This is a genomic window from Chitinibacter sp. S2-10 (assembly GCF_046530675.1).
GTDB lineage: Bacteria > Pseudomonadota > Gammaproteobacteria > Burkholderiales > Chitinibacteraceae > Chitinibacter.
In genome coordinates, this window is record NZ_CP172558.1 from 1,177,508 (window position 1) to 1,199,729 (window position 22,222).

The window sequence follows — 22,222 nt, forward strand, 5'->3', positions numbered from 1 at the left end:
AATTGCTGCTGGGTATTGCCTTGCAGGGCTTTTATTTATAGCTTTGTGGCTATATACCTTGCTGCGTTTCGGTGACGGGGCCTGTCGCGCCGGTGAGCCCCAGCTGTTCGAGTGTTTGCCATTCAGCGTTGGATCGCACCAGTTCGGCAATGATCATCAGGTCGAGGTTGCGCGCAATGCCGACCATGGCTTTGACCAGTTGCTGGTTGCCACTGTGCTGGTCAATTTCATGGATATAGCTGTTGTCGATTTTCAGATAGTCGAGTGGCAAATCATACAGTTTTGACATGCTGCCAATCTGGCGACCGAAATGTTCGATACCGACTTTAATGCCGAGCTGATGCATTTCGGTGGCGAAAGTGGCCAGTGATTCGCTGTCTTCGATCAGCGCATGTTCATTGATTTCCAGCCACAAGCGTTTCAGCGTGGCCTTCGTTTGCTGTGCCAGCAGCGTGGCCAGCTCGCGCCGGAATGGCGGGTGACTAATCGAGGCTGGGGAAATATTGACCGCCAGCTCGTTGCTCTCCCTGCCCAGTTGCTGCAATGCCAGCCGGATGGCGGCCAGATCCAGTTTGGGCAGCAGGTCAAAACGGCGGGCAAATGGGATGAACATCCCTGCCGAATGCAGCGCGCCGGTTTGCGGGTCAGGCAGGCGCAGCATCATTTCTTTGTGCAGCAATTGACCGGCAAAGTCGAGAACCTCATAGCTGACGGTATCAAACTGATCGTGCTCGATCGCGGTTTGCAATAAGTCGCGCCAATAGGTATTGGGGCGGTTGAGTTTGTGATGAATGAGTTGGGCAGCAGATACGGCATTGTGCGGATGGGCTTCGGCACGCGCGAGTGCCGCATCGATGCGACTCAACAGCTTGCTGACCGTATCACCCCTTTCGTATTCGCCATAGCCGATATGCAGCAGGTTGACAACTTCCGGTGCCAAGCTGGCAATGTCGGCGAGTAACTGCTCGGCAAACTGTTTTTCATCGTCCATGCCCGGTGCGACCAGCACGAAATCGGAGCCATTGAGTCGCGCGGCTTGCCAGTCCGGATTGCTGTCGGCGTGTTGCGCCAGCCGGGTGGCGAGCTCCATCAGCAGACGATCGGTGGCCTGATGCCCCAGGTGACGATTGATGTCGGCCAGATTATTCAGTCGCAGCATCAATAAAACGCCGTCGGGCAGGCTTTCTTCGTCGGATAACAGGCTGGCCAGGCGCGCCATAAAAAAGCTGCGGTTGGCCAGCCCGGTGACGGCATCACGATTGGCATCGAGTTTGAGTTGCTCGATATGTCCAGCCTGTTCATCGAACATGGATTTGACGCGGGCGACCATGCTGTTCATCGCATCGGCCATCGGGCGCAGCTCGATATAGGGTGGCGGTGAGATATGAATGAACTTGCGCTCGCTCATTGCCGAAACCTGTTGCATCATTTGGATGATCGGTCGACGTATATGTTTGAGCAGCAATGTCATCAATGCCCCGGTGAACATACCCCCGAGCAGCATCCAGAACAGCAGTTTCTTTCCGGCTAGCCACAGCGATTCATAGGCAAAGCGAGAATGAGCGCGGATCTGGACTTTGCCCGCCTGCTTCCAGCCATTGCTGATCAGAGCCTCGCCAGGCAATACCACAATCGGAAAGCGCTGGATAAACCAGTCCGGTACTTTGCTCGGCAGCTCGCGATTGAATTGCTCATAGACTGTTTTACCGTGCGGATCGCTGATGCGTATCCATTCAAAATGCCCAGAGTCAAAGAGCGCATTGGTCATCAATTCAACCATGGCCGGATCATTGGCCTGCTGGGAAATCGACAAAGCCAGCGCCGAGGCGGTATCGCTGCTCTGGGTATAGAGCTGGGTCTGCAAATAATCGCGTGCACTGTAGGTGCTGATCAGTAGCGCAGCCATAAAGGCCAGCAGCGCCGAAGCAATAATCATGAACCAGACCTGACGAAATAAAGACATTCTTTTTCCTTAAAAATTGATGCCTTCGCTTTTCATGCGAAGCAGTACATCTTTCCAGCGCGACAAGCGATCAATGGCAGCGGTCGGCTGAGCGCCACTGCCGGCATAAATGCCTTCGCTGTTAAAACTGAATACCGGAGTTAAATCAGGTCGACGGCTGGCCGGGCGGATCTCGGTAATCAGATTATCCAGAACCAGCGGCTCGGCATCGGGCGTGGCGTAATAAGTGAGAACCATATGGGCTTGCGTGATCGTACTGTTACTGCCGCCAATTTTGGCTTTGACATAACTGAGCCGGAGTTTTTCGGGGGCGACGCCCAGTTCTTTCAGCGAAAAATACTTGATGATCGCAAAATCTTCACAATCGCCAGCCGCTTTGGAGATGGTTTCCAGTGGCGTCGCCCAGTAATCGCTGGTATTCCAGATTTTACTGTCATCGTTAAAGCTCAGTTTGCTATTGAAAAACGCATTAACCCGTTTGAGTTGCTCGGTTTCAGCCTGTGTTTTGGCACCATTAAACAGAGTTTGAATCTCGGCCAGCATTTTATTGGCTGCTGCCGCGTTTTTGAGGTGAAGGCTTTTGGTTAACTGGTCAAAATCCCATTTTGACCAGGCGGGCAGAACGAGCAGCGGCATGCAAATAATGAGCAGTAAAGTACTGAGGCCTCGAAATAAGATTCGCATACCGCTTCTGTGCATGGCTGCGCAAGGCTATTCGCAGAAGCGATTATCTTGGCATAAAGTTGTGGGTTTTGTGCGGATATTCCGTGTCATGAAATTTACACCACATGACATGATTTTTTGCAATAAAATGGCGCACAATTTGATCTTTACATACTAAGGGTAGTTAAATGAAATTAAAACCTGTCGTTGTGATGTTGCTGTTGGGCTGTATGCAAATGAGTCTGGCCGCGAGTAGTCTGAAGGACGCGGTCGAACAAACTGTATTGAAAAATCCAGAAGTTCGCGCCAAGTGGTTCAGCTACAAATCATCCAGCGCAGAGCAGGATGTTGCCAAGGGTAACTATTATCCGCAAGTCAATCTGAATGGCTACACCGGCCTCGAAAGACAGGAGCGCCCCGTTTCGAATATTGGCGACACTTCATTTAACCATTCCGGCGTGAGCCTGGAATTGCGCCAGATGCTGTTTGATGGCTTTGCCACTTCGACCGAAGTGCGCCGCCTCGGTTATGGCAAACTGACCCGCTATTACGACTTGCTCGCCGCCAGCGATCAGGCCGCACTCGAAACCGTCAACGCATATCTGGATGTCTTGCGCTATCGCGAACTGGTCGAGCTGGCCAAAGAAAACTACGCGATTCACAAGGAAACCTATGACCAGATTGGCGAGCGTGTCGCAGCCGGCGTCGGTCGCCGTGTCGATCTGGAAACGGCAACAGGCCGTCTGGCGTTGGCCGAGTCGAACTGGCTGACACAGGCATCGAATCTGCACGATGTCTCTGCGCGCTATGAACGCCTGACCGGCATGCCGCCGGTTGCCGAAATGAGCAAACCGACCAGCCTGGCCAGCGCCATACCTGCTGATTCGGCGGCGCTGAAATCGCATTTGGGCAATAATCCGCAATTCAAAGCGGCCGTATATAACCTCCGTGCGGCCCGCGCGGATGCTGAAAATAAGAAAAGCGATTACTACCCGACGTTTGAATTGCGCGCCAGTCAGGCTCTGGACTGGAACCGCGACAATATCGACGGCAGCTACAAAGATGCCGCAGTGCAACTGGTGATGAATTACAACCTGTTCCGTGGTGGCGCAACCAAAGCGCGTGTTAACCAATATGCCGAGCAATTGAATCTTGCTTATGAACAGCGCGATAAAGTATGCCGCGACATTCGCCAGACCACACAAATCGCCTGGAATGACACTTTCCGCCTGAAAGAACAGCTCGCTTATCTTGACCAGCATGTGCTGGCCACCGAGAAGTCGCGTGACGCTTTCCGTCGCCAGTTCGACATTGGTCAACGTTCATTGCTCGACGTGTTGGATACCGAAAACGAATTGTTTGACGCCAAAATCGCACTGGCTAAAGGCGAGTACGACTATCAGCTTTCGCATTCGCGCGTGCTGGCGCAAACGCACCAGTTGCTGGCCGCTTTGCAGCTCTCGCCACTGGAGGGCGCAGCGCCCGAGGAAGATCTGGGTGACAATCTGACCGAAGATGAAAAAATTGCCTGCTCGGGGGCAATGATTGAGAGTGTCAAACTGGATCGGGCTGCAGCGATGGCGGGGCGCCCGCCACGCACCGCAGTGGTTGAAACCAAATCTGTCGAGTCTTGTGATAAAGGCATTACCGATCTGCTCAGTAACTGGTCTGCTGCGTGGTCCGGCAAACAATTGGAAACGTATCTGGGTTTCTATGCCCAAAGTTTTCAAGCCGAAGAGGGCAGTCGAGTCGATTGGGAAGCCAAACGCCGCGCCCGCGTGAGCAAAGAAGGCAAAATTACGCTCAAACTTGAGAATCAAAGCTGCAAAATGAGCGGCAAAGAGCGCGCTGAAGTGAGCTTTATGCAAAACTACAGCGCGAAAAATTACACTGACAGCGTGCAAAAAACATTGGAGCTGGTGCAAGAGGGCGGCAAGTGGAAAATTGCCCGCGAACGGGTAAGTGCTGGCCGGACCGAATAAAACCGACTGCCGTGCTTGAATTGAAAAAAGGCTCACCGATTGGTGAGCCTTTTTTGATGGCATCGTCGTGTTAACATCGGCGGATTAGTCTGCTCCTGATTTGCCATGAAACTGAACATCATCGCCGTCGGCCACAAAATGCCCGACTGGATTGCCGAAGGTTACAACGAATTTGCCAAGCGCATGCCGCGTGATTTCGCGCTGACGCTGACCGAGCTTAAACCCGACAAGCGCATCAGCGCGCGCACGCCGCAACAAGTGATGGCCGAGGAAGCCGAGCGCATTCTGGCTGCGATTCCACAGGACGCCCGCGTGCTGGCGATGGACGAGCGCGGCGCGAACTGGACGACGATGAAGCTCGCCGACAATATGAAAGATTGGCAGCGTGACGGCCGCGAAACGGTCTTTATCATCGGCGGCACCGACGGGCTCGACCCGCGCATCAAGCAGCGCGCCGACCAGCTCTTGCAACTCTCGGCAATGACGCTACCGCACGGTATGGTTCGCGTAATGCTCGCCGAGCAGTTGTACCGCGCGGTGTCGATTATCAATAATCACCCCTACCACCGTGAATAAACGTGTTCCCCCTTTCGACGAAGGGGGGCGGGCAGGGGGATTTCGGCAATCGTTGAATTGCAATGAATTGATCACTACAAGGTAAAACCGATGACCCAACTCTACCTCGCCTCCGGCAGCCCGCGCCGTAAAGAACTCCTCGCGCAAACCGGTGTGATTTTCGAACGTATCGCTGCGCCGATCGACGAAACGCCGCTACCCGATGAAAACCCGCGCGATTACGTGATCCGCATGGCCGTCGAAAAAGCCGAATCGGGCTGGCAGCACTTGCGGGATATGGGGCTGGCGCTCAAGCCGGTACTGGCGTCCGATACCTCGGTGGTGCTGGGTGACGAAATTCTCGGCAAGCCGCTCGATGCGGCGGATGCAACGGCGATGCTGAAAAAACTCTCTGGCACCGTCCACGAAGTGCTGACGAGTCTGGCCTTGCGCACCGAAGACGGCGTCGAAACGATGCTGAACGTCAGCCGTGTGACTTTTGCCACGCTGAGCGAAGCACAGATTGCCAATTATGTTGCCAGCGGCGAGCCGATGGACAAGGCTGGCGCTTACGGTATTCAGGGCGTCGGCGGGCTGTTCGTCGCTCATCTGGAAGGCAGTTATACCGGCGTGATGGGCTTGCCACTGTATGAAACCGCGCAACTGATCGCCAGACAGGGTCTGGGCTTTATGGCCGATTGATAGGCCTGAATACCCGCTGCAGTATTTGTTTGCGGGTCAATACTATATTGACCTGCGTTGATATACCCATAAGGATAGCTACAATGTCAAACCATGTTTTTGAATTGCGTCACGAACACATCGCGCTATGCGACCTGCTTAAAGCCGTTGCGATTGCACCATCGGGCGGCATCGCCAAGATGATGATTGCCGCTGGCGATGTGCAGGTCAACGGTCAGGTCGACACGCGCAAAACCGCCAAAATCCGCGCGGGAATGGTGGTCAGTGTGATGGGGGAAACGATAGAAGTCATCGCTGCTGCCGTGTGATGGCAGTAAGCCGGCTTCAAATGGCGCTAACGTTTCGACCGGCAAGCAGGCTTGAGCTGGTGTGCACCGCTGCCCTGTGCCAGACTCATTGTGTATCGCTGTGAATAGGTGATTCCCAATGCGCTATTTCTGGTTTTTAGCCGGGTGCATACTCGGTTCTGCTGCGCAGGCCGTAGAGCCGTTACGGCTGGTGACCGTGCTGCCCCCTGAATTGCCGGCGACCGCAGCGCATAAGCGCTTTATTCAGGATTTATTTCAGCGTATCAAAACGCCATATACCCTCGAATATCGCCCGGCGCGTCGTGCCATCGTCGAATTCAAAAGCGGTATGTTTGATGGTGATGCCGGGCGGGTCAGTTTATTTGCAGCCATATACCCAGAGGCCATTAGGGTCAACCCATCTTTTGTGACCATCAAGTTTTATAGCTTGAGTATGGGCAATCAGCTGAATATACAAAACTGGGCTGATTTACGGCCATACAGTGTTGCCTATCCTCGTGGCATCGTGGCGATTGAATCGATGTTAGCGCCGTCGGAGCGGCTCAATCCGGTTAATTCGGTCGATGTATGTATGAAGATGCTCAAAGCCAGACGGGTTGATAGCTGTATTCTGATGAATGCGTTGATTTCCGAGCGCGAGATAGAAGATGCCAGAAAAATGTTCACGGTTCAGCAATTTGCCGAATTGAGCGTCCATCTCTGGTTGGAGCCGAAACATCGGGCTTTGGCCAGTCAACTGAGTGCTGCATTAAACCAAATGCAGTTGGACGGCTCACTCCAGCGCTACCAGCATGCCATTCTGAATCCGCCAGAAAAGCCCTAGACGCTGGGGCTTTTTGCATCACACGCCTGAAAAATATAATCGCCCAAAGCGGTTTGTCCGTTTGTGCCGAGTAAATGCAGCCTAACATTCTCCGCGATTGCTGGGCTTTGCAAGCTCAGCGCCAAGCTACAAATACTTCTGCTTTGGGTTAAATGCCGCCATTCTGGCCGAAGTGCGGCATTTGCCGCGTCTACGATACGGGATTGACTACGGGTTTTCACTTATACTTCCCGCCGGCGGCACACCCGTTCCGCCGTGTTTCGGAGAATGACATGTTGCAAAAACTGTGGGTATTGGCCGGCCTGTGTCTGGCGCTGAATGTGCACGCCGAAGACGGCAAGGAAGTTTACAAGAAAGAAGTAACGGCGACGGTGATCTTCAAAAGCGGCTCGACGGCGACGGGACAGCCGATTCTGTACCCGAATACCGATCAGCCCGAGGCGACGATGCTGCAGGTCGATATTCCGGTGGGCAAGGAAACCGGCTGGCACAAGCATCCGGTGCCGGGCTATGCCTACATTTTGTCGGGTCAACTGACGGTGCAATTGAAAGACGGCGTCAGCAATACCTACCGCGCCGGCCAGGGTTTTGCCGAAGTGCAGAATACCCTGCACAACGGCAAGAATGAGGGTACCGAGCCGGTGAAACTGGTGGTGGTGTTTACCGGCGTTGCCGGTCAGCCAATCACGGTGAAAGCGCAATGATTTTTTGACGCCTTGATTCAAAAAAAGCCCGGCGATATGGCCGGGCTTTTTGCGTTGTAGAGTTTGAAGTGTTCACGCCTGAAACAGATAATCGCCCAGCGCGGTTTGCCCGTTGACGGTGCCGAGCAATTGCAATTCATTGCTTTCGACCGCAGCATCGGCATCGATGGCTTTGAACAGATAGATATTGCTTTGCGTACCGTTGTCGACAACAAACAGACGTTGATCGCCTATCGTGTAGGCGCTGGTGGCGCTGCCGATTTTGGCTGCGGCGGTTGTGGTGGTGATGCTGCCGGCGATATTGCTGCTGAAAACGACCAGTTCAGCGGTTTTGGCAAAGCCGCCTGCCGCGCTGCGCAATAGCCCGCCTTCGAGAATGGCATCTTTGTCACCCAGACCGCCCAGCGCTGAATTATCGAAAACCATTTTATCGCTGGCGCTGGCAAAATCCTTGATCGCATCCCAGCCCGATTTGCTGTCAAAAACAAAACGGTCGGCGCCAACGCCACCATAAAGGACGTCATTACCTGCGCCTGCAATCAGGGTATCGTTGCCGGAGCCGCCATTGAGCGTGTTTGTCGCGGCATTCCCTATCAGGGTATTGGCCAGCGCGTTGCCGGTGCCATTCACGGCCAGTGTGCCGGTTAGTGTTAGCCTTTCAACAAAATTACCCAGCGTCCAGCTGAGCGACGATTGCACCGTGTCGACACCACCGGCATCGGTGGCCGATGTCGTCGTTGTCGTTTCGTAGACTTTGTCCGCAGCATTGTCGACGACGTAAACATCATTGCCAGCGCCGCCGAGCATGATGTCGGCGCCTGCCGCGCCATTGAGGGTATCGTTGCCAGCGCCAGCATTGATGGTGTTTGCAGCCGTATTCCCTATCAGGGTATTGGCTAGCGCGTTGCCGGTAGCATTGACGGCCAGTGTGCCGGTCAATGTCAGGTTTTCAACGAAGCTGCCCAGCGTCCAGCTGAGCGACGATTGCACGGTGTCGAAACCACCGGCATCAGTGGTCGATGCCGTCGTTGTCGTTTCGTAGACCTTGTCCGCCGCATTGTCGACGATGTAAACATCACTGCCAGCGCCGCCGAGCATGATGTCGGCACCTGCTGCGCCATTGAGGGTATCGTTACCTGCGCCAGCATTGATGGTGTTTACAGCTGTATTCCCCGTCAGGGTATTGGCCAGCGCATTACCGGTGGCATTGATTGCCGCCGTACCGGCCAAGGTCAGTTTTTCCAGATTATTGCCCAGCGCATAACTGAGGCTGCTGATCACGGAGTCAATTTCGCTGCTCAGGGTACTGCTCTCGGTAATTTGATCGCCGGCATTGTCGATGTAGTAAGTGTCATTACCGGTGCCGCCGCTCATGCTGTCGGCGCCAGCCCCGCCATTGAGAACGTTGGCGACTTCATTGCCGGTGATGACATCATTACCACCGCCACCGACGGCGTTTTCTATGGTCGCGCTGTAGGCGATGGCAATACTGTTGCTCATATTATTGGCTGACGAATAGCTGCCACTTTCAAGGCAAATGGTTGCATCGCTGTTCCAGCCGCTCAGATCAAGCGTATCTATCCCGCCGGAATCAAACAGCGTGAGTACCGGCCCTGTATTCAGGGTGAAATCGTAAATTTTGCTGCTGGCGCCGGTGACGGTGCAGTGAAAGCCATAAACCGTGTCGCCCAGACGGGTGGTGGTCGAGACGCCATACATGTTTTGAATGGCCAGGATGTCGTCCAGCATCGGTGTTTGCGGCGAATAGGTATTGCCATTGGCGTCGGTCCAGTCGGCTTGCATGGTTTCCGTACTGCGGCCGGGCGAGCTGGTGCCTGCCGGGCCGAAATACGACATGATCGACAGGACGGTGGTGTCCTGATACGACGATGCAATGTAATTGCCATTGGCATCTTTCTGGTTAGTCCCTGAGTGATCCATGCCCAGGGTATGACCAATTTCATGCATGATGGCCATGAAACGATATGAGGTTAGATTCTGCGGCAGAAACTTGTCGTAGTTGAACCAGACACTGCCCGTTGAAGGGAATGCGCCATTGGCAACGCCGGTATAGCTGGTGCTGCTGCCAAATTCGATATCGGAGTAGCCTGCAGCTTCAGTGCCATTGCGGCTGATTTCCTGAAAGCTTTGCGGAATCAGATCGTCCCACATTTGCAGTGCAAGGCGCATCGTATCCTGCTGCTCGGCGGTCATGGCTACAAAGTCGTCACGATAGGTGCCGCTGCTGTAGTTGTCCATTCCCTCCTTGGCGGTCGGGAACGAGAAGGTGATGGTTGATTTGACATTGCCGGATTGATCACGCCACAGATAGCCCGTATCCAGTGTGGTGATTATTTCTTCATTCGATAAAACCGGCAGTGCCATGACTCTCTCCAGCATGCCATGAGCGCTATCTGACGCTCACGGGTCAAGTAATTTAAATGAAAGAAATCGTGTTTAATCAGCTAGATAAACTATTTTCAGCAGCGGGAATGCTGAATGATTTGACCGGAAAGATCAATTGAATTTACCGGATCCGGCATGAATCCATATTGATATGCGCGCCGCGCGGGTAGACCCGGCTTTTGTCCGGCAGCTACCCGGCTGGATCCGGGCTTGATGGCGGAGAAAGCGGATTCAATCTGTATTCCTGCATTCGACTTTCTGGCCGGCCGGTGACAATCAAAATCCAGTAAGCAGAAACGGGCGATTTACGCCCGTTTTATATGGGTATATGGCGCAAGGCTATATTGAATCTAGCTCAGCACTTTATACACCTGCCCGGTTTGTTTGCCTTCGACGCTCTTGCTGTACGCCAGCGCGACCTTGGCTGCGGCGACCGAATCGAAGCCGCGGAAGTAGGGGCCGTACACCGGCAACGATTCGGTCAGCACGGTCGGGCTGACTGCGTTGATGCGCAGTCCGCGCGGCAGCTCGATCGCTGCGCCGATCACAAAACCGTCGATCCCGGCGTTAACCAGACTGGCGCTGCTGCCGTAGACAATCGGATCGTTCGACAGCACGCCGCTGGTCAGCGTGAAGCTGCCACCGTCATTCAGCACATGCTGGCCGGCGAGCACCAGATTGACTTGCCCCATCAGTTTGTCGGCCAGACCGACCCCCATCAATTCAGGTGTCATGTCGGCCAGCGCGCCAAAATGCAGATTACCGGCCGCCGAAATCACCGCGTCCACCGCGCCGACTTGTGCATACATTGCCTGCACTGAAGCGAAATCCTTGATGTCGACCCGGATGTCGCCGCTGTTGCGACCGGCGGTGATGATGTCATGACGCGGAGCGAGTTCGTTTTTGACCGCCTGACCGATGGTGCCGTTAGCGCCGATAAGCAGAATTTTCATTTTGGATACCCCTAGTGATGGATTGCTGTTTTGTTGATGAATTCATCATACTCGGCGCGTTTGTTGCGATAAACTGCGTTTTAATTGATCAATTGTTTACTAATTGGAAACAATATGTTGGTGCAAGATCCCCTGAATGACATGCAGCAACTCTGGCCCTGGGCGATGGCGTTCTCTGCCGTGATGGCGTATGGCAGCTTCACCGCCGCCGCCGGGGCGATGGGTGTCTCGAAGGCTTTGCTGAGCAAACAGGTGCAGCAGTTGGAGCGCGCACTGGGTACGCAATTGCTGTACCGCACGACGCGGCGGCTTAATCTGACCGAGGCGGGTCAGCTGTATCTGGCGCATTGTCACGACTGGCAAGCCCGGATGCAGGCGGCTGGTCAGGCTTTGCTCGAACAGCGGCAGGCCGTGGCCGGGCATTTGCGGATCACGGTGCCGACCAGTTTTGGCGGCGTGTTCATGGCCAAAGCCTTGATGGCGTTTCGCGCGCAATACCCGCTGGTCACGATTGAGCTGGATTTGTCGGCCATGCCGCGCGATCTGGAGGCCGATGGATTCGATCTGGCGATCCGCTCGAATCTGGCGCCCCCTGAGCGGCTGATCAGTCGTCCACTGGCGCTGGTGCACGACTGGCTGCTGGCTTCGCCCGAATTTCTGGCCGGACTGCCGGCGGAGATCGACAATCCGGCGCAACTGGCTGGCCAGCCCTGCCTGATGAATTCGCATTTTGCACAGGCCGATCGCTGGGAGCTGATTGGTGACGGCGAATTGCATGTCGCGCACATCAGCGCGCCATTTCGCGCCAATGATTATGGTCTGTTGCGCAATTTTGCATTGCAGGGCGCCGGCATCGCACGGTTGCCGTCGTATCTGGCCGGGAACGACGTTGAGCATGGCCGCCTGATCCGGGTCTTGCCGCAATACCGTTTGCGCGGGCAGTCCATTTATCTGGTTTACCCGCAACGCCTGCCACAACCGGCCAAGGTATCGGCGCTGGTGGGTTTTTTGCAGGATTGGTTTGCCGCGCCGGAACAGGCTGCAATGCTGGCTTGATTGATATTGGTAATCAGGCTTGGGGTCTGTTGACGTTTGGTTTGCGAATCGCGTTTGTGCTGATTCGGTTGTCCGGAATCAGCCAGATCGCGAAGGTCAGCAGCCATCGCTGAATGCTTCAAGCTGGGTTTTATTCATACTGTGTGCCAATGAAAAAAGCCAAACAGACACACTGTTTGGCTTCGGGTCTGAATGAATTCCGAGCTTATTCGATCAGGTCTTTGTATGCATACCAGGTGGCATGCCCCAGTAGCGGGAAGATAACGATCAGGCCGATCAGATAGGTGGCAAAGCCGATTGCCGTCAGTGCCACAATGATGGCTGCCCAGATGGCCATGGTGCTGAGGTTTTCGGCGACCGCACGCAAGCTGGTCATCATTGCGGTGACGCTGTCGACTTCGCGGTCTGCCAGCATCGGGATAGAGACTGCGGTTAATGCGAAAACGAAGCAGGCGAGCAGAAAGCCTGCCGCGACCCAGATGAGCGTGAAGTTGAGGTATTCGCCGGTAAGTGCTGCCAGTAAAGACGTGCCGGCGGGTACTTCCCCGCCGTATAGCAGGGCAAACAGAATCGCCGAGACGCGCTCCCAGGCAATCGCGACCATGCCCAGGATGACGCCAAGAAATGCAACTTGACTGAGATTTTTACCGGCATCGCGTAGCGACTGGATAAATGAAGTCGTTCTGCCTTCTTCACGTTCGCTGGTGAGTTCATAAATACCTGCAGCTGCCAGGGGTGATAGCAACAGAAATCCGGTGATTAATGAAGTAAAAAAGTGTCCTCGCGGGTCGACCAGACTGAGTATGAGCCAGCCAAAAGCCGTGATCAGCAGGCCATAAGTCAGGCTGGGGCCGGGGTGTTGCATTAAGTCGTTCATTCCCAGTTTGAGCCATACCAGAGGCCGGTCTGCGCCGACTTTGCGGGTTTTTGGCAGCGTGAAATGCTGATCGAGTTCGGAAAGATGAAGATCCATGCTCGTGCTCCCTACGAGATTGGTAATGGTTCTTGTTAGACGTTTTTCCATTGCTTTGTAGCCTTGAACTGACGGGCGGCAATTGCTGCGCTGCACAATTAGTGTTTGATTATCAATAACTTGCACCTTACTGATTTTTTGCTAGCGTGTATGAGAAGCACTGCCCATACAGGAGCTCAGCGAATGAGTCAGTTTTGCCCTTGCAAGATGAATACCGCAGTTGCGATTAGCAGTTTCGCTAGCCCTGTCGCCATGGCTGCCGGCGAATTCTGGACCTTTACTCCGCCTGCCAGCCCAATTGCCTTGCAAATCGAAGGCCTGCACAGTTATTTAATGATTGTCATTCTGGTGATTTTTGTGCTGGTGTTTGGCTTTATGTTTTATGCCATTTTGCGCCACCGTAAATCGCTGGGGCATGCGGCCAAGCCATTTCATGAAAACACTACGGTCGAAATCCTGTGGACGCTGATTCCGGCGCTGATCTTGCTGGCGATGGCTTGGCCCGCCGCCAGTGTGGTGTTGGCGCAAAAAGATACTAGGGGTGCGGCAATCACGATCAAGGCGACCGGTTTTCAGTGGTTCTGGTCGTATGACTATCTCGATTACGGTTTTGGCTTCAAGAGCAAGCTGGCGACGCCGCGCGAGCAGATCGACAATCATGCTGACGCGGGTCAAGCCAAAGGCTCGCATTATTTGCTCGAGGTCGATCATGAGCTGGTCGTTCCGGTTGGGCAAAAAGTGCGGATTTTAACGACGGCCAATGATGTGATTCATAGCTGGGGTGTGCCCGCTTTTGGCGTTAAGCAGGATGCGATCCCCGGTTTTATTCGTGACACCTGGTTTACTGCTGACAAAGTCGGCACGTATCGCGGCCAGTGTGTCGAGCTGTGCGGCAAAGACCACGGCTTTATGCCCATTGTCGTGAAAGTGGTCAGCAATGACGATTTTAAAACCTGGGTGGCCGAACAGCAGGCTAAAGCCAAAGCGATGCAGGATGACCCGAATAAAAAATGGTCTGATGCTGATTTGCTCGCTCGTGGCAAGCAGGTCTACGAAGCCAATTGTGCCGCCTGCCATAAAGCAGATGGTACGGGGGGTGGACCGTTCCCGAGCATGATTGGTTCGAAAATTACCACCGGCAGCAAGGAAGGGCATCTGCATATCGTGCTCAATGGCAAGAATGCAATGCCGGCCTGGCAGAGTCTGTCCGACGTTGAAATTGCCGCTGTTATCAGTTACGAGCGTAATAGCTGGGGCAATCAGGCCGGTTTTGTTCACCCAAGCGAAGTGAAAACAGCACGAGGAGCGAAATAAATGAGCGCTGAAGTAATTCACTCAAGCCCGAATGCTGCACATACCCATGGGGAGCATGACGCTGGACACCATTCCAAATGGGAGCGCTGGCTATATGCCACCAATCATAAAGACATCGGAACGCTGTATCTGTGGTTTGCTTTTGCGATGTTTATCACCGGTGGCGTGATGGCATTGGGCATCCGTGCCGAGCTGTTCCAGCCCGGCCTGCAATACTGGCAACCCGAGTTTTTCAATCAGCTCACGACCTTGCACGGCATCATTATGGTGTTTGGCGCGATCATGCCGGCATTTACCGGGCTGGCCAACTGGATGTTGCCGCTGATGCTTGGCGCGCCTGATATGGCATTTGCGCGGATGAATAACTGGAGCTTCTGGCTGCTGCCGCCTGCCGCGCTGTTGCTGCTGATTTCGCTGTTTGTTCCGGGTGGCGCTCCGGCAGGCGGCTGGACTTTGTATCCGCCATTGTCGGCACAAGCCGGGATGGGGATGGATCTGGCCATTTTCAGTATTCACTTGCTCGGACTTTCATCGATCATGGGGTCGATCAATATCATCACGACGATCCTGAATATGCGCGCGCCCGGTATGACGATGCTGAAAATGCCGTTGTTCGCATGGACTTCGCTGGTGACTGCGTATCTATTGATTGCCGTTGCGCCGGTGCTCGCCGGTGCGGTCACAATGCTGCTGACCGACCGGCATTTCGGTACGCATTTCTTTAACGCGGCAGGTGGCGGTGATCCGGTGCTGTTCCAGCATATCTTCTGGTTTTTCGGTCATCCCGAGGTTTACATCATGGCGCTGCCGGCATTTGGCATCGTCAGCCAGATTATCCCGACCTTTGCCCGCAAGCCGCTGTTCGGTTATGTGTCGATGGTGTACGCGACGTGCTCGATTGCGATTTTGTCGTTCATGGTCTGGGGGCATCACATGTTCGCCGTTGGCATGCCGGCGACGGCGCAACTGTTTTTCATGTTTCTGACGATGCTGATCGCGGTGCCGACCGGTGTGAAAGTATTCAACTGGATTGCGACGATGTGGCAAGGCAGCATGACTTTCGAGACACCGATGCTGTTTGCGATCGGTTTTGTTTGTCTGTTTACCGTCGGCGGTTTTTCCGGCCTGATCCTGTCTATCGCGCCGGTCGATACGCAGATGCAGGACACCTATTACGTCGTCGCGCATTTTCATTATGTGCTGGTCGCCGGTGCGCTGTTTAGCCTGTTTGCCGCCGTGTATTACTGGCTGCCCAAATGGACCGGCTTCATGTACCACGAGGGGCGCGGCAAATTCCATTTCTGGTGGTCGATGATCTGGTTCAACGTGACGTTTTTTCCGATGCATTTTCTGGGGCTGGCGGGCATGCCGCGCCGGATTCCGGATTATGCGCTGCAGTTTACCGATTTCAATACGGTCGCCAGCGTCGGTGCTTTCTGTTTCGGCTTAGGCCAGTTGCTGTTTTTCTTTAATGTGATTCATACGATACGCGGGGGTGTTGGCCCGGCACCCGCTTCGCCGTGGGAAGGCGGCAATACGCTGGAGTGGGAAGTGGCTTCTCCAGCGCCGCACCACACCTGGGAGAGCCCGCCCGATCTGGCAACGGTTCGCCGTGGTCTGATCGCACAGGCGGTCGATGGGCATGATGAGAATGACGGGAAGGAGGCGGTATGAATCAGTTGCAAATGAGAGAAAACGCACGAAGCAATTTGAGAACCGCGCGCAAGCTGGTTTTGCTGGCTCTGGTATTTTTTCTACTGGTGATTGCCAAGCAGCTCTGGGTATCGGCATAAAGCGCCTTTCTATAAAGGCGCACGAGGAAATACATGGGTGGGTATATGGCTGATGCTTTGCAGCATAAAAATCAGCGCTTGGCGATCAAGCTGGGCTTGATTGCCGCGCTGATGTTCGGTTTTGGTTATGCGCTCTCGCCCTTTTACAGTGCTTTCTGCAAGTTTCTCGGTATAGACCGTGCCGAAGCGGGATATACGCAAGCGGGTACGGCGCTGCGGATCGAGTTTGATGTCAATGTTGCCGCCGGTTTGCCGGTGACGATGCGCTCGCTCGACGGCGTGCAGACCGGACGGTCGGGTGGCGTGGTCAAGGCCAGATTTTTGCTGCGCAACGAATCGGATCAAGCTGTGCATTTGCGGGCTGTGCCGAGTTTTGCGCCGGTGCGGGCGGCAGGCTTGCTGCAAAAGCTTGAATGTTTCTGTTTTGATGCGATGGCCTTGGCTGCGAATGAAGAGCGGGAAGTGACCGTGGTCTTGCTGGTTGCCGATCAGTTGCCGCCGGAAATGGGCGCTGCAACCTTGTCTTACACTGTGCAGCGTCTGGATCCGCCTGCTGCTTAAAGGAGTCGGTATGTGGCAGGCAATTAAAGCAGTGCTGGCGGCATTTTTTGGCGTCCGTAGTCGCGGCAAGGCGGCGCGGCCGATCAAGCCGGCGCATATTATCGGGGCAGGGCTGCTGTGTGCCGTATTGCTGGCGCTGCTGATCTGGGCGCTGGTTCGGCATCTGGTGCTGCAGGCTGTTTGAATCCGACTTGATTTGAAATATCTGGAGGTGGGCAATGAATGTCGAAAATGGAGTTCATGATGCACATTACTATGTGCCTCCACCTTCCCGCTGGCCGCTGGTGGGATCGGGCGCGCTGTTTTGTCTGGGATTGGGCGCAGCGCTGACGATCAATCAGGTCGGTGCAGGGCGCTGGATTCTGCTGGCCGGATTTGCCATCTTGTTCTGGATGCTGGCAGGCTGGTTTGGCGATGTGATTCGCGAATCGGAAGGCGGGCAGTACGGTCAGCAGGTCGATTATTCGTTCCGCTGGGGAATGAGCTGGTTTATTTTTTCCGAAGTCATGTTTTTTGCCGCCTTTTTTGGCGCGCTGTTTTATACCCGTGCCATTTCCGTTCCCGAGCTGGGCTTGCTCGGCGATACGCAACAATTGCTCTGGCCCGATTTCAAAGCCAGCTGGCCGCTGGCGACGGGACCCAAAGCTGCGGATTATCAGGCGATGCACCCGATGGGCTTGCCCGCAATCAATACCGCCTTGCTGCTCAGCTCAGGCGCCACGCTGACCTGGGCGCATTGGGGCTTGTTGAATCAGCAGCGTCAGGTGCTGAGCCGCGGGCTGGGATTGACGATCATTCTCGGTAGCGTTTTTCTGGGTTTGCAGGCTTATGAATATCATCATGCATGGACCGCAATGAACCTGATGCTCTCATCCGGTGCGTATGGCGCGACATTTTATATGCTGACCGGTTTTCACGGCATGCATGTGCTGGTGGGAACCATCATTCTGATCACGATGTGGTTGCGCGTACAGCGCGGGCATTTCACGCCTTTGCAGCACTTTGGCTTTGAAGCTGCCGCATGGTACTGGCATTTTGTCGACGTGGTCTGGTTGCTGTTGTTTGTGCTGGTTTATTGCCTTTAACCCGGTCTTCTCTACTTAAATCCAGCCTTGCCAGCGTGAAACCAGCAGCAAAATAAACAAGCCGATCGACAAGCCCACGCGCCAGGCGAGCATCGTCCAAAGTTGATCCGATGCGCCGCGAACCAGACGCAACAAGGCTTGAGCGAGCGAGAACAGGATGGCAAGGAGCAGCAAGATGGCAACAATTTTCATTCCGATTCCTCCAAGCCTTCAGCCTAGCCAAAGCGGCGGCATTTTGCGCACCAAATATCTGCGCGGTGCGCTGATGTTGCTGGCATTGGTTGCATTGACGATCTGCCTGGGGATCTGGCAACTGTGGCGAGCGAATGACAAGCACCGTTTGTTGCAGGAAATTGACCAAATTCAGTCCATGCCCGAATTACGCTGGGAGCAGGGTGTGCCACCGCAATGGCGCAAGCTGTCTTTGCAGGGGCAATGGTTGAAACAGTACGAAATCTGGCTGGATCACCGGGTACAGCAAGGCAAGGTGGGCTATCACATCATTACGCCGTTCCAGTTACGGGATGGAACGATCTTGCTGGTCAATCGGGGCTGGTGGGCGCAGGGCAAGGGACAGCCACCGTCAGCAAGTGGCGAATCGCATGTGCTCGTGCAAAGCTGGCCGCGCTACGTCGAGCTGGGCGCAGCACCGGTGACGGGACGGATTTTTCAAAATATCGATCCGGGTCGATTTGCCGCGTGGGCTTATTTGTCCATGCCTGCGGGGTATGTGCTGGCGCTTGACCCCGCTCCGGGAATGACTGCACTGGCGCAAGAGCGGCCATTCGGCGTCGAGCGGCATCTGGCGTATTCACTCAGCTGGTTTTTGATGGCCGCTTTCGGTGGGTTTTTATTTTATCGTCACTATATGAAGGCAGAGGTATGACTCAGAAAGCTAGGCAGAGATTGATCTTGATATCGATACTGGGCTTATGTATTTTGCCTATCCTGCTGGCTCAAGCTGCCTGGCAATGGGCTAGACCGCAAGGTGGCGAAAGCTTCGGCCAACTGATTGCCAAACCGGTATTGTCGGCACCGCCACAGCGATACTGGCAATTGCTCGCGCATACCGGACAAGCTTGCAATGCAGCCCAGCCCAATCAGGCCAACCAACTCAGACCTGTGGCACAACAACTTCAGCGTGCGCAGGGGAATGCACAGCACCGGATCAAGGTCGCCGAATGCCTGCCGCTGGCGCAAGCTTTGCCCAGCGGCATTTATCTGATTGATCCGCACGGCAATGCGGTGCTGCGCTATTCGCCCGAACAACTGGCGCAAATTCAAGGACGACAGGCCGCGCTGCGCGAAATCGGCAAAGTACTGAAAAATAATCAGGGGCTGGGTTAAATGAAAAACTTGCTTCCCAATCTGTCAGTCCTGACTCGACGTTTGCTGATTCTCGCGCTGGTATGGACTGCCGCGCTGATGATTCTGGGCGCGTATGTGCGCCTGCAGGATGCCGGGCTAGGTTGCCCTGACTGGCCCGGTTGTTACGGGCATCTGGGCGTTCCCGATGAAGCGCATGAAATCGCCCACGCCGAAACGCGATTCGGAATGGAAGTCGATAGCGCCAAGGGCTGGAAAGAAATGATCCACCGCTATGTGGCTGGCGGGCTCGGTCTGCTGATGCTGGTGCTGACCGCCCTGCTGTGGCGGGATCGACGGCAAGCGAGCCAGAGTGGCTGGCCTGCCTTATTGCCACTGGCGGTGATTGTGCTGCAAGGCGCTTTCGGCATGTGGACCGTGACATTGAAACTAATGCCCATCGTTGTCACCGGGCATCTGATCGGCGGAATGACTTTACTGATGATTTTGCTGGTGCTGGCTTCGCGCGCGATGCCGCGCTGGGACTCGCTGGCGGAATCATTAAGTAACCGTGCAAAAGTGTTCCAGCAAGGCACCGGAGCCGCAGACAGTACAAGTCGTACGCCAAGGCGAGGTAACGATGCTGGACGGGGTGGCCTCAGGCCAAAACTGTTGCTTGTCTACTTACCGCGATGGCGAGCGCTCTGGCAACTGGCTTTACTGCTGGTGATGGTGCAGATCGTGCTGGGCGGCTGGGTCTCGACCAATTATGCCGCGCTGGCCTGCGATGGATTTCCGCAGTGTCAGGGGCAGTGGGCGATACCGGGCGGTTTGGATTATTTGCAAGACGCCTTGCGACCTGATCGTGAACTGGGAATGAGCGCCAGCGGCGAAGCGTTGAGCTTGCAGCATCTGGCCGCGATTCACTGGTTGCACCGGCTTGGCGCACTTTTGCTCAGTCTGGCTTTGCTGGGTTTGATCGTGCAATTGTGGCGGCCAGCACCGCGCTATGCACGCTCGATTCTGGCAGCGCTGTTGCTGCAACTGGGCTTGGGGGTCGGCAATGTTATTTTTTCGCTGCCGCTGGCATTGGCGCTGGCTCACCATGCTGGTGCTGTCTTGCTACTCGGCTTGCTGGTGCATGGCTATTGCCGCCTGCCAGCGCTGCAGCAAAAATCGTTTGAATACCCGAATTTACGGCAACAAGAGGCTGCGACATGAATACTTTAAGACTTTCTGCTCCGCAGCTTGGCATTGAGTTATTCCGGCTGGGCAAACCGCGGGTGGTTGCGCTGATTGTTTTCTGTGCGTGGATAGGCATGCTGCTCGCCAGTGACGGAACCATCAACTGGGGCAAAATGTTGGCGGCGGTATGCGGCATTGCGCTGATCGCCAGCGGCGCTGCCGCAGCCAATTGCCTGTTTGAGTCGGAGCGCGATGCGCAAATGTTGCGCACCCAGCGACGCCCTTTGCCACGCGGCGCAGTCAGCCTGCAATGGGCAGCCAGCTATGCCTTGTGTTTAACGGTCAGCGGAGCGGTCTTACTCACGCTGTTTGTAAATACCCTGACCCTGTATCTGACGCTGGCTACCTTCATTGCTTATGCTGTGGTCTATACCCGCTGGTTAAAACCGGCCAGCCCGCAAAATATCGTCATTGGCGGCGCTGCGGGTGCCATGCCGCCGATTCTGGGCTGGGCGGCAATGAGCGGCGAAGTGTCCGCCGTCGCCGCAACGCTGTTTCTGATTATTTATGCCTGGACACCGCCGCATTTCTGGGCGCTGGCGTTGTACCGGATGGAAGACTACCGCAAGGTCGGCTTGCCGATGCTGCCGGTGACGCACGGCAAAGCCTTTACCCGCTTGGCGATCTGGCTGTATAGCTGGATTCTGGCTGCGACGACTTTGCTGCCCGTTGCTCTGGGCTTTTCTGGGCTGCTGTATTTGCTCGCCGCGCTGCTGCTCAATGGCTGGTTTTTATTCGGCGCTTGGCGGGTGTATCGCAATGAACAGGACGAATTGGCCAGAAAGCTGTTTCGCTGCTCGATTGCCTATCTGGCCTACCTGTTTTCTGCGCTGCTGATCGACCATTATCTGAAAATGGCGATGTTTTGATGGCCTGCTAGGCTCTGTTGACGTTTGGTTTGACACTCAAAACAGGCTGATCATTTCCTGGCAGGCTTGATCCATCTCGGCGCGCAGATCGGTGTATTTGGCGTAGCTTAGTTCTTTGGGCTCTGCCAGCTCAGGGATATCGAGACGTTGCATTTCGGCAAAGCCGCCAGCAAACAGATTGGCGAGATAAACGACGTCGCTCAGGTTACGCGGGTTTTCGATGAAGGGACGCGGTTGATCGACTTCCCTGACTGCATCGATGATTTCCTCCGGCATGCTGAGCGAATCGAGCAGGATGACACCAACACTTTCGTGCCACTGTGCCACCAGAAATTCAACCGTTGTTGGCCGCTCGACCAGCTCAGGATAATGCGCAGCGCGATCGAGCATGTAAAACGCGCCCAGGTCGTGAACCAGCCCTGCCAACATTGCGAGCTCCGGGTTGACTCGCGTCAGACGTTGCGCGATGACACGAGCGATCATCGAGGTTTTCAGGCTGTGGATCCAGAGCTTGTTGGCAATCCCTTCAAACTGGGTCAGTTCGCGCGAACGAACCAGTTGCTGCAGTGCGCACGCCAGTGCCGTTGCACGTGCGGTTTCCATGCCGACGCGCATCAATGCCGAATCAAGGTCGGCGACATTATTGCCTGCGCGTTTATACGCGACTGAATTGGCTAGTTGGAGCAGTTTGGCGGTAATCAGCGGGTCTTTCTGGATTTCATGAGCAATGCGCTGCAGCGACGCTGTTTTGCTTTTCATCACGGTGCTGATCTGGACTGATGCGTCAAAACAAGTTGGGAATATGACTTCATCTTCAAGTTCTTTTGCAATATCGATCAGCATACTCAGGCGTTGGTCATGCAGTTGATCGGGGGTTTTATCGGCATATTGCAAAATTGACATGATGTTTAGCCTGGCTAGGTTGCAGTGAGTTCCCCATTCAGGATAGTGAAACTACAGAG

24 protein-coding genes are annotated in these 22,222 nt (G+C 54.9%); 17 read left to right on the top strand and 7 right to left on the bottom strand.

The window, feature by feature from the left end; all coding sequences use genetic code 11:
• Positions 1-49 precede the first annotated feature (49 nt).
• Positions 50-1,963 carry an EAL domain-containing protein gene (locus ACG2XO_RS05640; protein ID WP_410499840.1) on the bottom strand — a complete coding sequence of 638 codons (1,914 nt, stop codon included), beginning with the start codon at positions 1,961-1,963 and terminating at the stop codon, positions 50-52.
• 9 nt (positions 1,964-1,972) lie between these two features.
• Positions 1,973-2,599 carry a transglutaminase-like cysteine peptidase gene (locus ACG2XO_RS05645; RefSeq protein ID WP_410499841.1) on the bottom strand — a complete coding sequence of 209 codons (627 nt, stop codon included), beginning with the start codon at positions 2,597-2,599 and terminating at the stop codon, positions 1,973-1,975.
• Positions 2,600-2,814: 215 nt separating this feature from the next.
• Between ACG2XO_RS05645 and ACG2XO_RS05650 the strand changes: the two genes are divergently transcribed.
• The 6 genes from ACG2XO_RS05650 to ACG2XO_RS05675 all read left to right on the top strand — a co-directional run bounded on the left by ACG2XO_RS05650 (position 2,815) and on the right by ACG2XO_RS05675 (position 7,700).
• Positions 2,815-4,608, top strand: coding sequence for a TolC family outer membrane protein (locus ACG2XO_RS05650; protein ID WP_410499842.1), 1,794 nt, complete (start codon positions 2,815-2,817; stop codon positions 4,606-4,608).
• 105 nt (positions 4,609-4,713) lie between these two features.
• Positions 4,714-5,184, top strand: a complete 471-nt coding sequence (gene rlmH, locus ACG2XO_RS05655; RefSeq protein ID WP_410499843.1) for a 23S rRNA (pseudouridine(1915)-N(3))-methyltransferase RlmH — start codon at positions 4,714-4,716, stop codon at positions 5,182-5,184.
• A gap of 90 nt (positions 5,185-5,274) precedes the next feature.
• On the top strand, positions 5,275-5,865 hold the full coding sequence (locus ACG2XO_RS05660) for a Maf family protein (protein ID WP_410499844.1): 591 nt from the start codon (positions 5,275-5,277) through the stop codon (positions 5,863-5,865).
• Between the two features lie 83 nt (positions 5,866-5,948).
• On the top strand, positions 5,949-6,173 hold the full coding sequence (locus ACG2XO_RS05665) for an RNA-binding S4 domain-containing protein (protein WP_410499845.1): 225 nt from the start codon (positions 5,949-5,951) through the stop codon (positions 6,171-6,173).
• A gap of 118 nt (positions 6,174-6,291) precedes the next feature.
• On the top strand, positions 6,292-6,996 hold the full coding sequence (locus tag ACG2XO_RS05670) for a hypothetical protein (RefSeq protein ID WP_410499846.1): 705 nt from the start codon (positions 6,292-6,294) through the stop codon (positions 6,994-6,996).
• A gap of 272 nt (positions 6,997-7,268) precedes the next feature.
• Positions 7,269-7,700, top strand: coding sequence for a cupin domain-containing protein (locus ACG2XO_RS05675; RefSeq protein ID WP_410499847.1), 432 nt, complete (start codon positions 7,269-7,271; stop codon positions 7,698-7,700).
• Between the two features lie 72 nt (positions 7,701-7,772).
• Here the strand turns inward: ACG2XO_RS05675 and ACG2XO_RS05680 are convergent, their stop codons facing one another.
• Together ACG2XO_RS05680 and ACG2XO_RS05685 are read right to left on the bottom strand one after the other, a co-directional pair.
• Entirely contained in the window at positions 7,773-10,085 is a 2,313-nt protein-coding gene (locus ACG2XO_RS05680; protein WP_410499848.1) for a M10 family metallopeptidase C-terminal domain-containing protein, read from the bottom strand.
• Between the two features lie 371 nt (positions 10,086-10,456).
• A complete protein-coding gene (locus ACG2XO_RS05685) occupies positions 10,457-11,059 on the bottom strand; it encodes a short chain dehydrogenase (protein WP_410499849.1) in 603 nt (200 codons plus the stop codon).
• 114 nt (positions 11,060-11,173) lie between these two features.
• Here ACG2XO_RS05685 and ACG2XO_RS05690 point away from each other — a divergent pair, with 114 nt between their 5' ends.
• Positions 11,174-12,115, top strand: coding sequence for a LysR family transcriptional regulator (locus ACG2XO_RS05690; protein WP_410499850.1), 942 nt, complete (start codon positions 11,174-11,176; stop codon positions 12,113-12,115).
• 205 nt (positions 12,116-12,320) lie between these two features.
• Here ACG2XO_RS05690 and ACG2XO_RS05695 read toward each other — a convergent pair whose 3' ends face one another.
• A complete protein-coding gene (locus ACG2XO_RS05695) occupies positions 12,321-13,088 on the bottom strand; it encodes a DUF2189 domain-containing protein (protein ID WP_410499851.1) in 768 nt (255 codons plus the stop codon).
• 183 nt (positions 13,089-13,271) lie between these two features.
• Here ACG2XO_RS05695 and coxB point away from each other — a divergent pair, with 183 nt between their 5' ends.
• The 6 genes from coxB to ACG2XO_RS05725 are packed head-to-tail and all read left to right on the top strand — an operon-like array spanning position 13,272 to position 17,841.
• The gene (gene coxB, locus ACG2XO_RS05700; protein ID WP_410499852.1) at positions 13,272-14,402 is read left to right on the top strand and encodes a cytochrome c oxidase subunit II; all 1,131 of its coding nucleotides are present in this window, start codon (positions 13,272-13,274) and stop codon (positions 14,400-14,402) included.
• Complete coding sequence (ctaD, locus tag ACG2XO_RS05705) at positions 14,403-16,076, top strand: cytochrome c oxidase subunit I (RefSeq protein WP_410499853.1); 1,674 nt, start codon at positions 14,403-14,405, stop codon at positions 16,074-16,076.
• Positions 16,073-16,195: a hypothetical protein gene (locus tag ACG2XO_RS05710; RefSeq protein WP_410499854.1), complete on the top strand. Its 123-nt coding sequence runs from the start codon at positions 16,073-16,075 to the stop codon at positions 16,193-16,195. The genes ctaD and ACG2XO_RS05710 overlap by 4 nt, the downstream gene beginning before the upstream one ends.
• A gap of 45 nt (positions 16,196-16,240) precedes the next feature.
• Complete coding sequence (locus ACG2XO_RS05715) at positions 16,241-16,756, top strand: cytochrome c oxidase assembly protein (protein ID WP_410499855.1); 516 nt, start codon at positions 16,241-16,243, stop codon at positions 16,754-16,756.
• A 10-nt stretch (positions 16,757-16,766) separates the two neighbouring features.
• A complete protein-coding gene (locus ACG2XO_RS05720; RefSeq protein WP_410499856.1) occupies positions 16,767-16,940 on the top strand; it encodes a DUF2970 domain-containing protein in 174 nt (57 codons plus the stop codon).
• 34 nt (positions 16,941-16,974) lie between these two features.
• Entirely contained in the window at positions 16,975-17,841 is an 867-nt protein-coding gene (locus ACG2XO_RS05725; RefSeq protein WP_410499857.1) for a cytochrome c oxidase subunit 3, read from the top strand.
• A gap of 15 nt (positions 17,842-17,856) precedes the next feature.
• On the opposite strand, the gene ACG2XO_RS05730 is transcribed toward ACG2XO_RS05725, so the two are convergent.
• On the bottom strand, positions 17,857-18,033 hold the full coding sequence (locus ACG2XO_RS05730; protein WP_410499858.1) for a DUF2909 family protein: 177 nt from the start codon (positions 18,031-18,033) through the stop codon (positions 17,857-17,859).
• Between ACG2XO_RS05730 and ACG2XO_RS05735 the strand changes: the two genes are divergently transcribed.
• The 4 genes from ACG2XO_RS05735 to cyoE are packed head-to-tail and all read left to right on the top strand — an operon-like array spanning position 18,017 to position 21,260.
• On the top strand, positions 18,017-18,727 hold the full coding sequence (locus ACG2XO_RS05735; protein ID WP_410499859.1) for an SURF1 family protein: 711 nt from the start codon (positions 18,017-18,019) through the stop codon (positions 18,725-18,727). The two genes, ACG2XO_RS05730 and ACG2XO_RS05735, sit on opposite strands and share 17 nt — an antisense overlap.
• A gap of 26 nt (positions 18,728-18,753) precedes the next feature.
• On the top strand, positions 18,754-19,188 hold the full coding sequence (locus ACG2XO_RS05740; RefSeq protein ID WP_410499860.1) for a hypothetical protein: 435 nt from the start codon (positions 18,754-18,756) through the stop codon (positions 19,186-19,188).
• Positions 19,189-20,367, top strand: a complete 1,179-nt coding sequence (locus ACG2XO_RS05745) for a COX15/CtaA family protein (protein WP_410499861.1) — start codon at positions 19,189-19,191, stop codon at positions 20,365-20,367.
• Entirely contained in the window at positions 20,364-21,260 is an 897-nt protein-coding gene (gene cyoE / locus ACG2XO_RS05750) for a heme o synthase (protein ID WP_410499862.1), read from the top strand. The genes ACG2XO_RS05745 and cyoE overlap by 4 nt, the downstream gene beginning before the upstream one ends.
• Before the next feature lie 36 nt (positions 21,261-21,296).
• Here the strand turns inward: cyoE and ACG2XO_RS05755 are convergent, their stop codons facing one another.
• Positions 21,297-22,163 carry an HDOD domain-containing protein gene (locus ACG2XO_RS05755; RefSeq protein WP_410499863.1) on the bottom strand — a complete coding sequence of 289 codons (867 nt, stop codon included), beginning with the start codon at positions 22,161-22,163 and terminating at the stop codon, positions 21,297-21,299.
• Between the last annotated feature and the right edge of the window lie 59 nt (positions 22,164-22,222).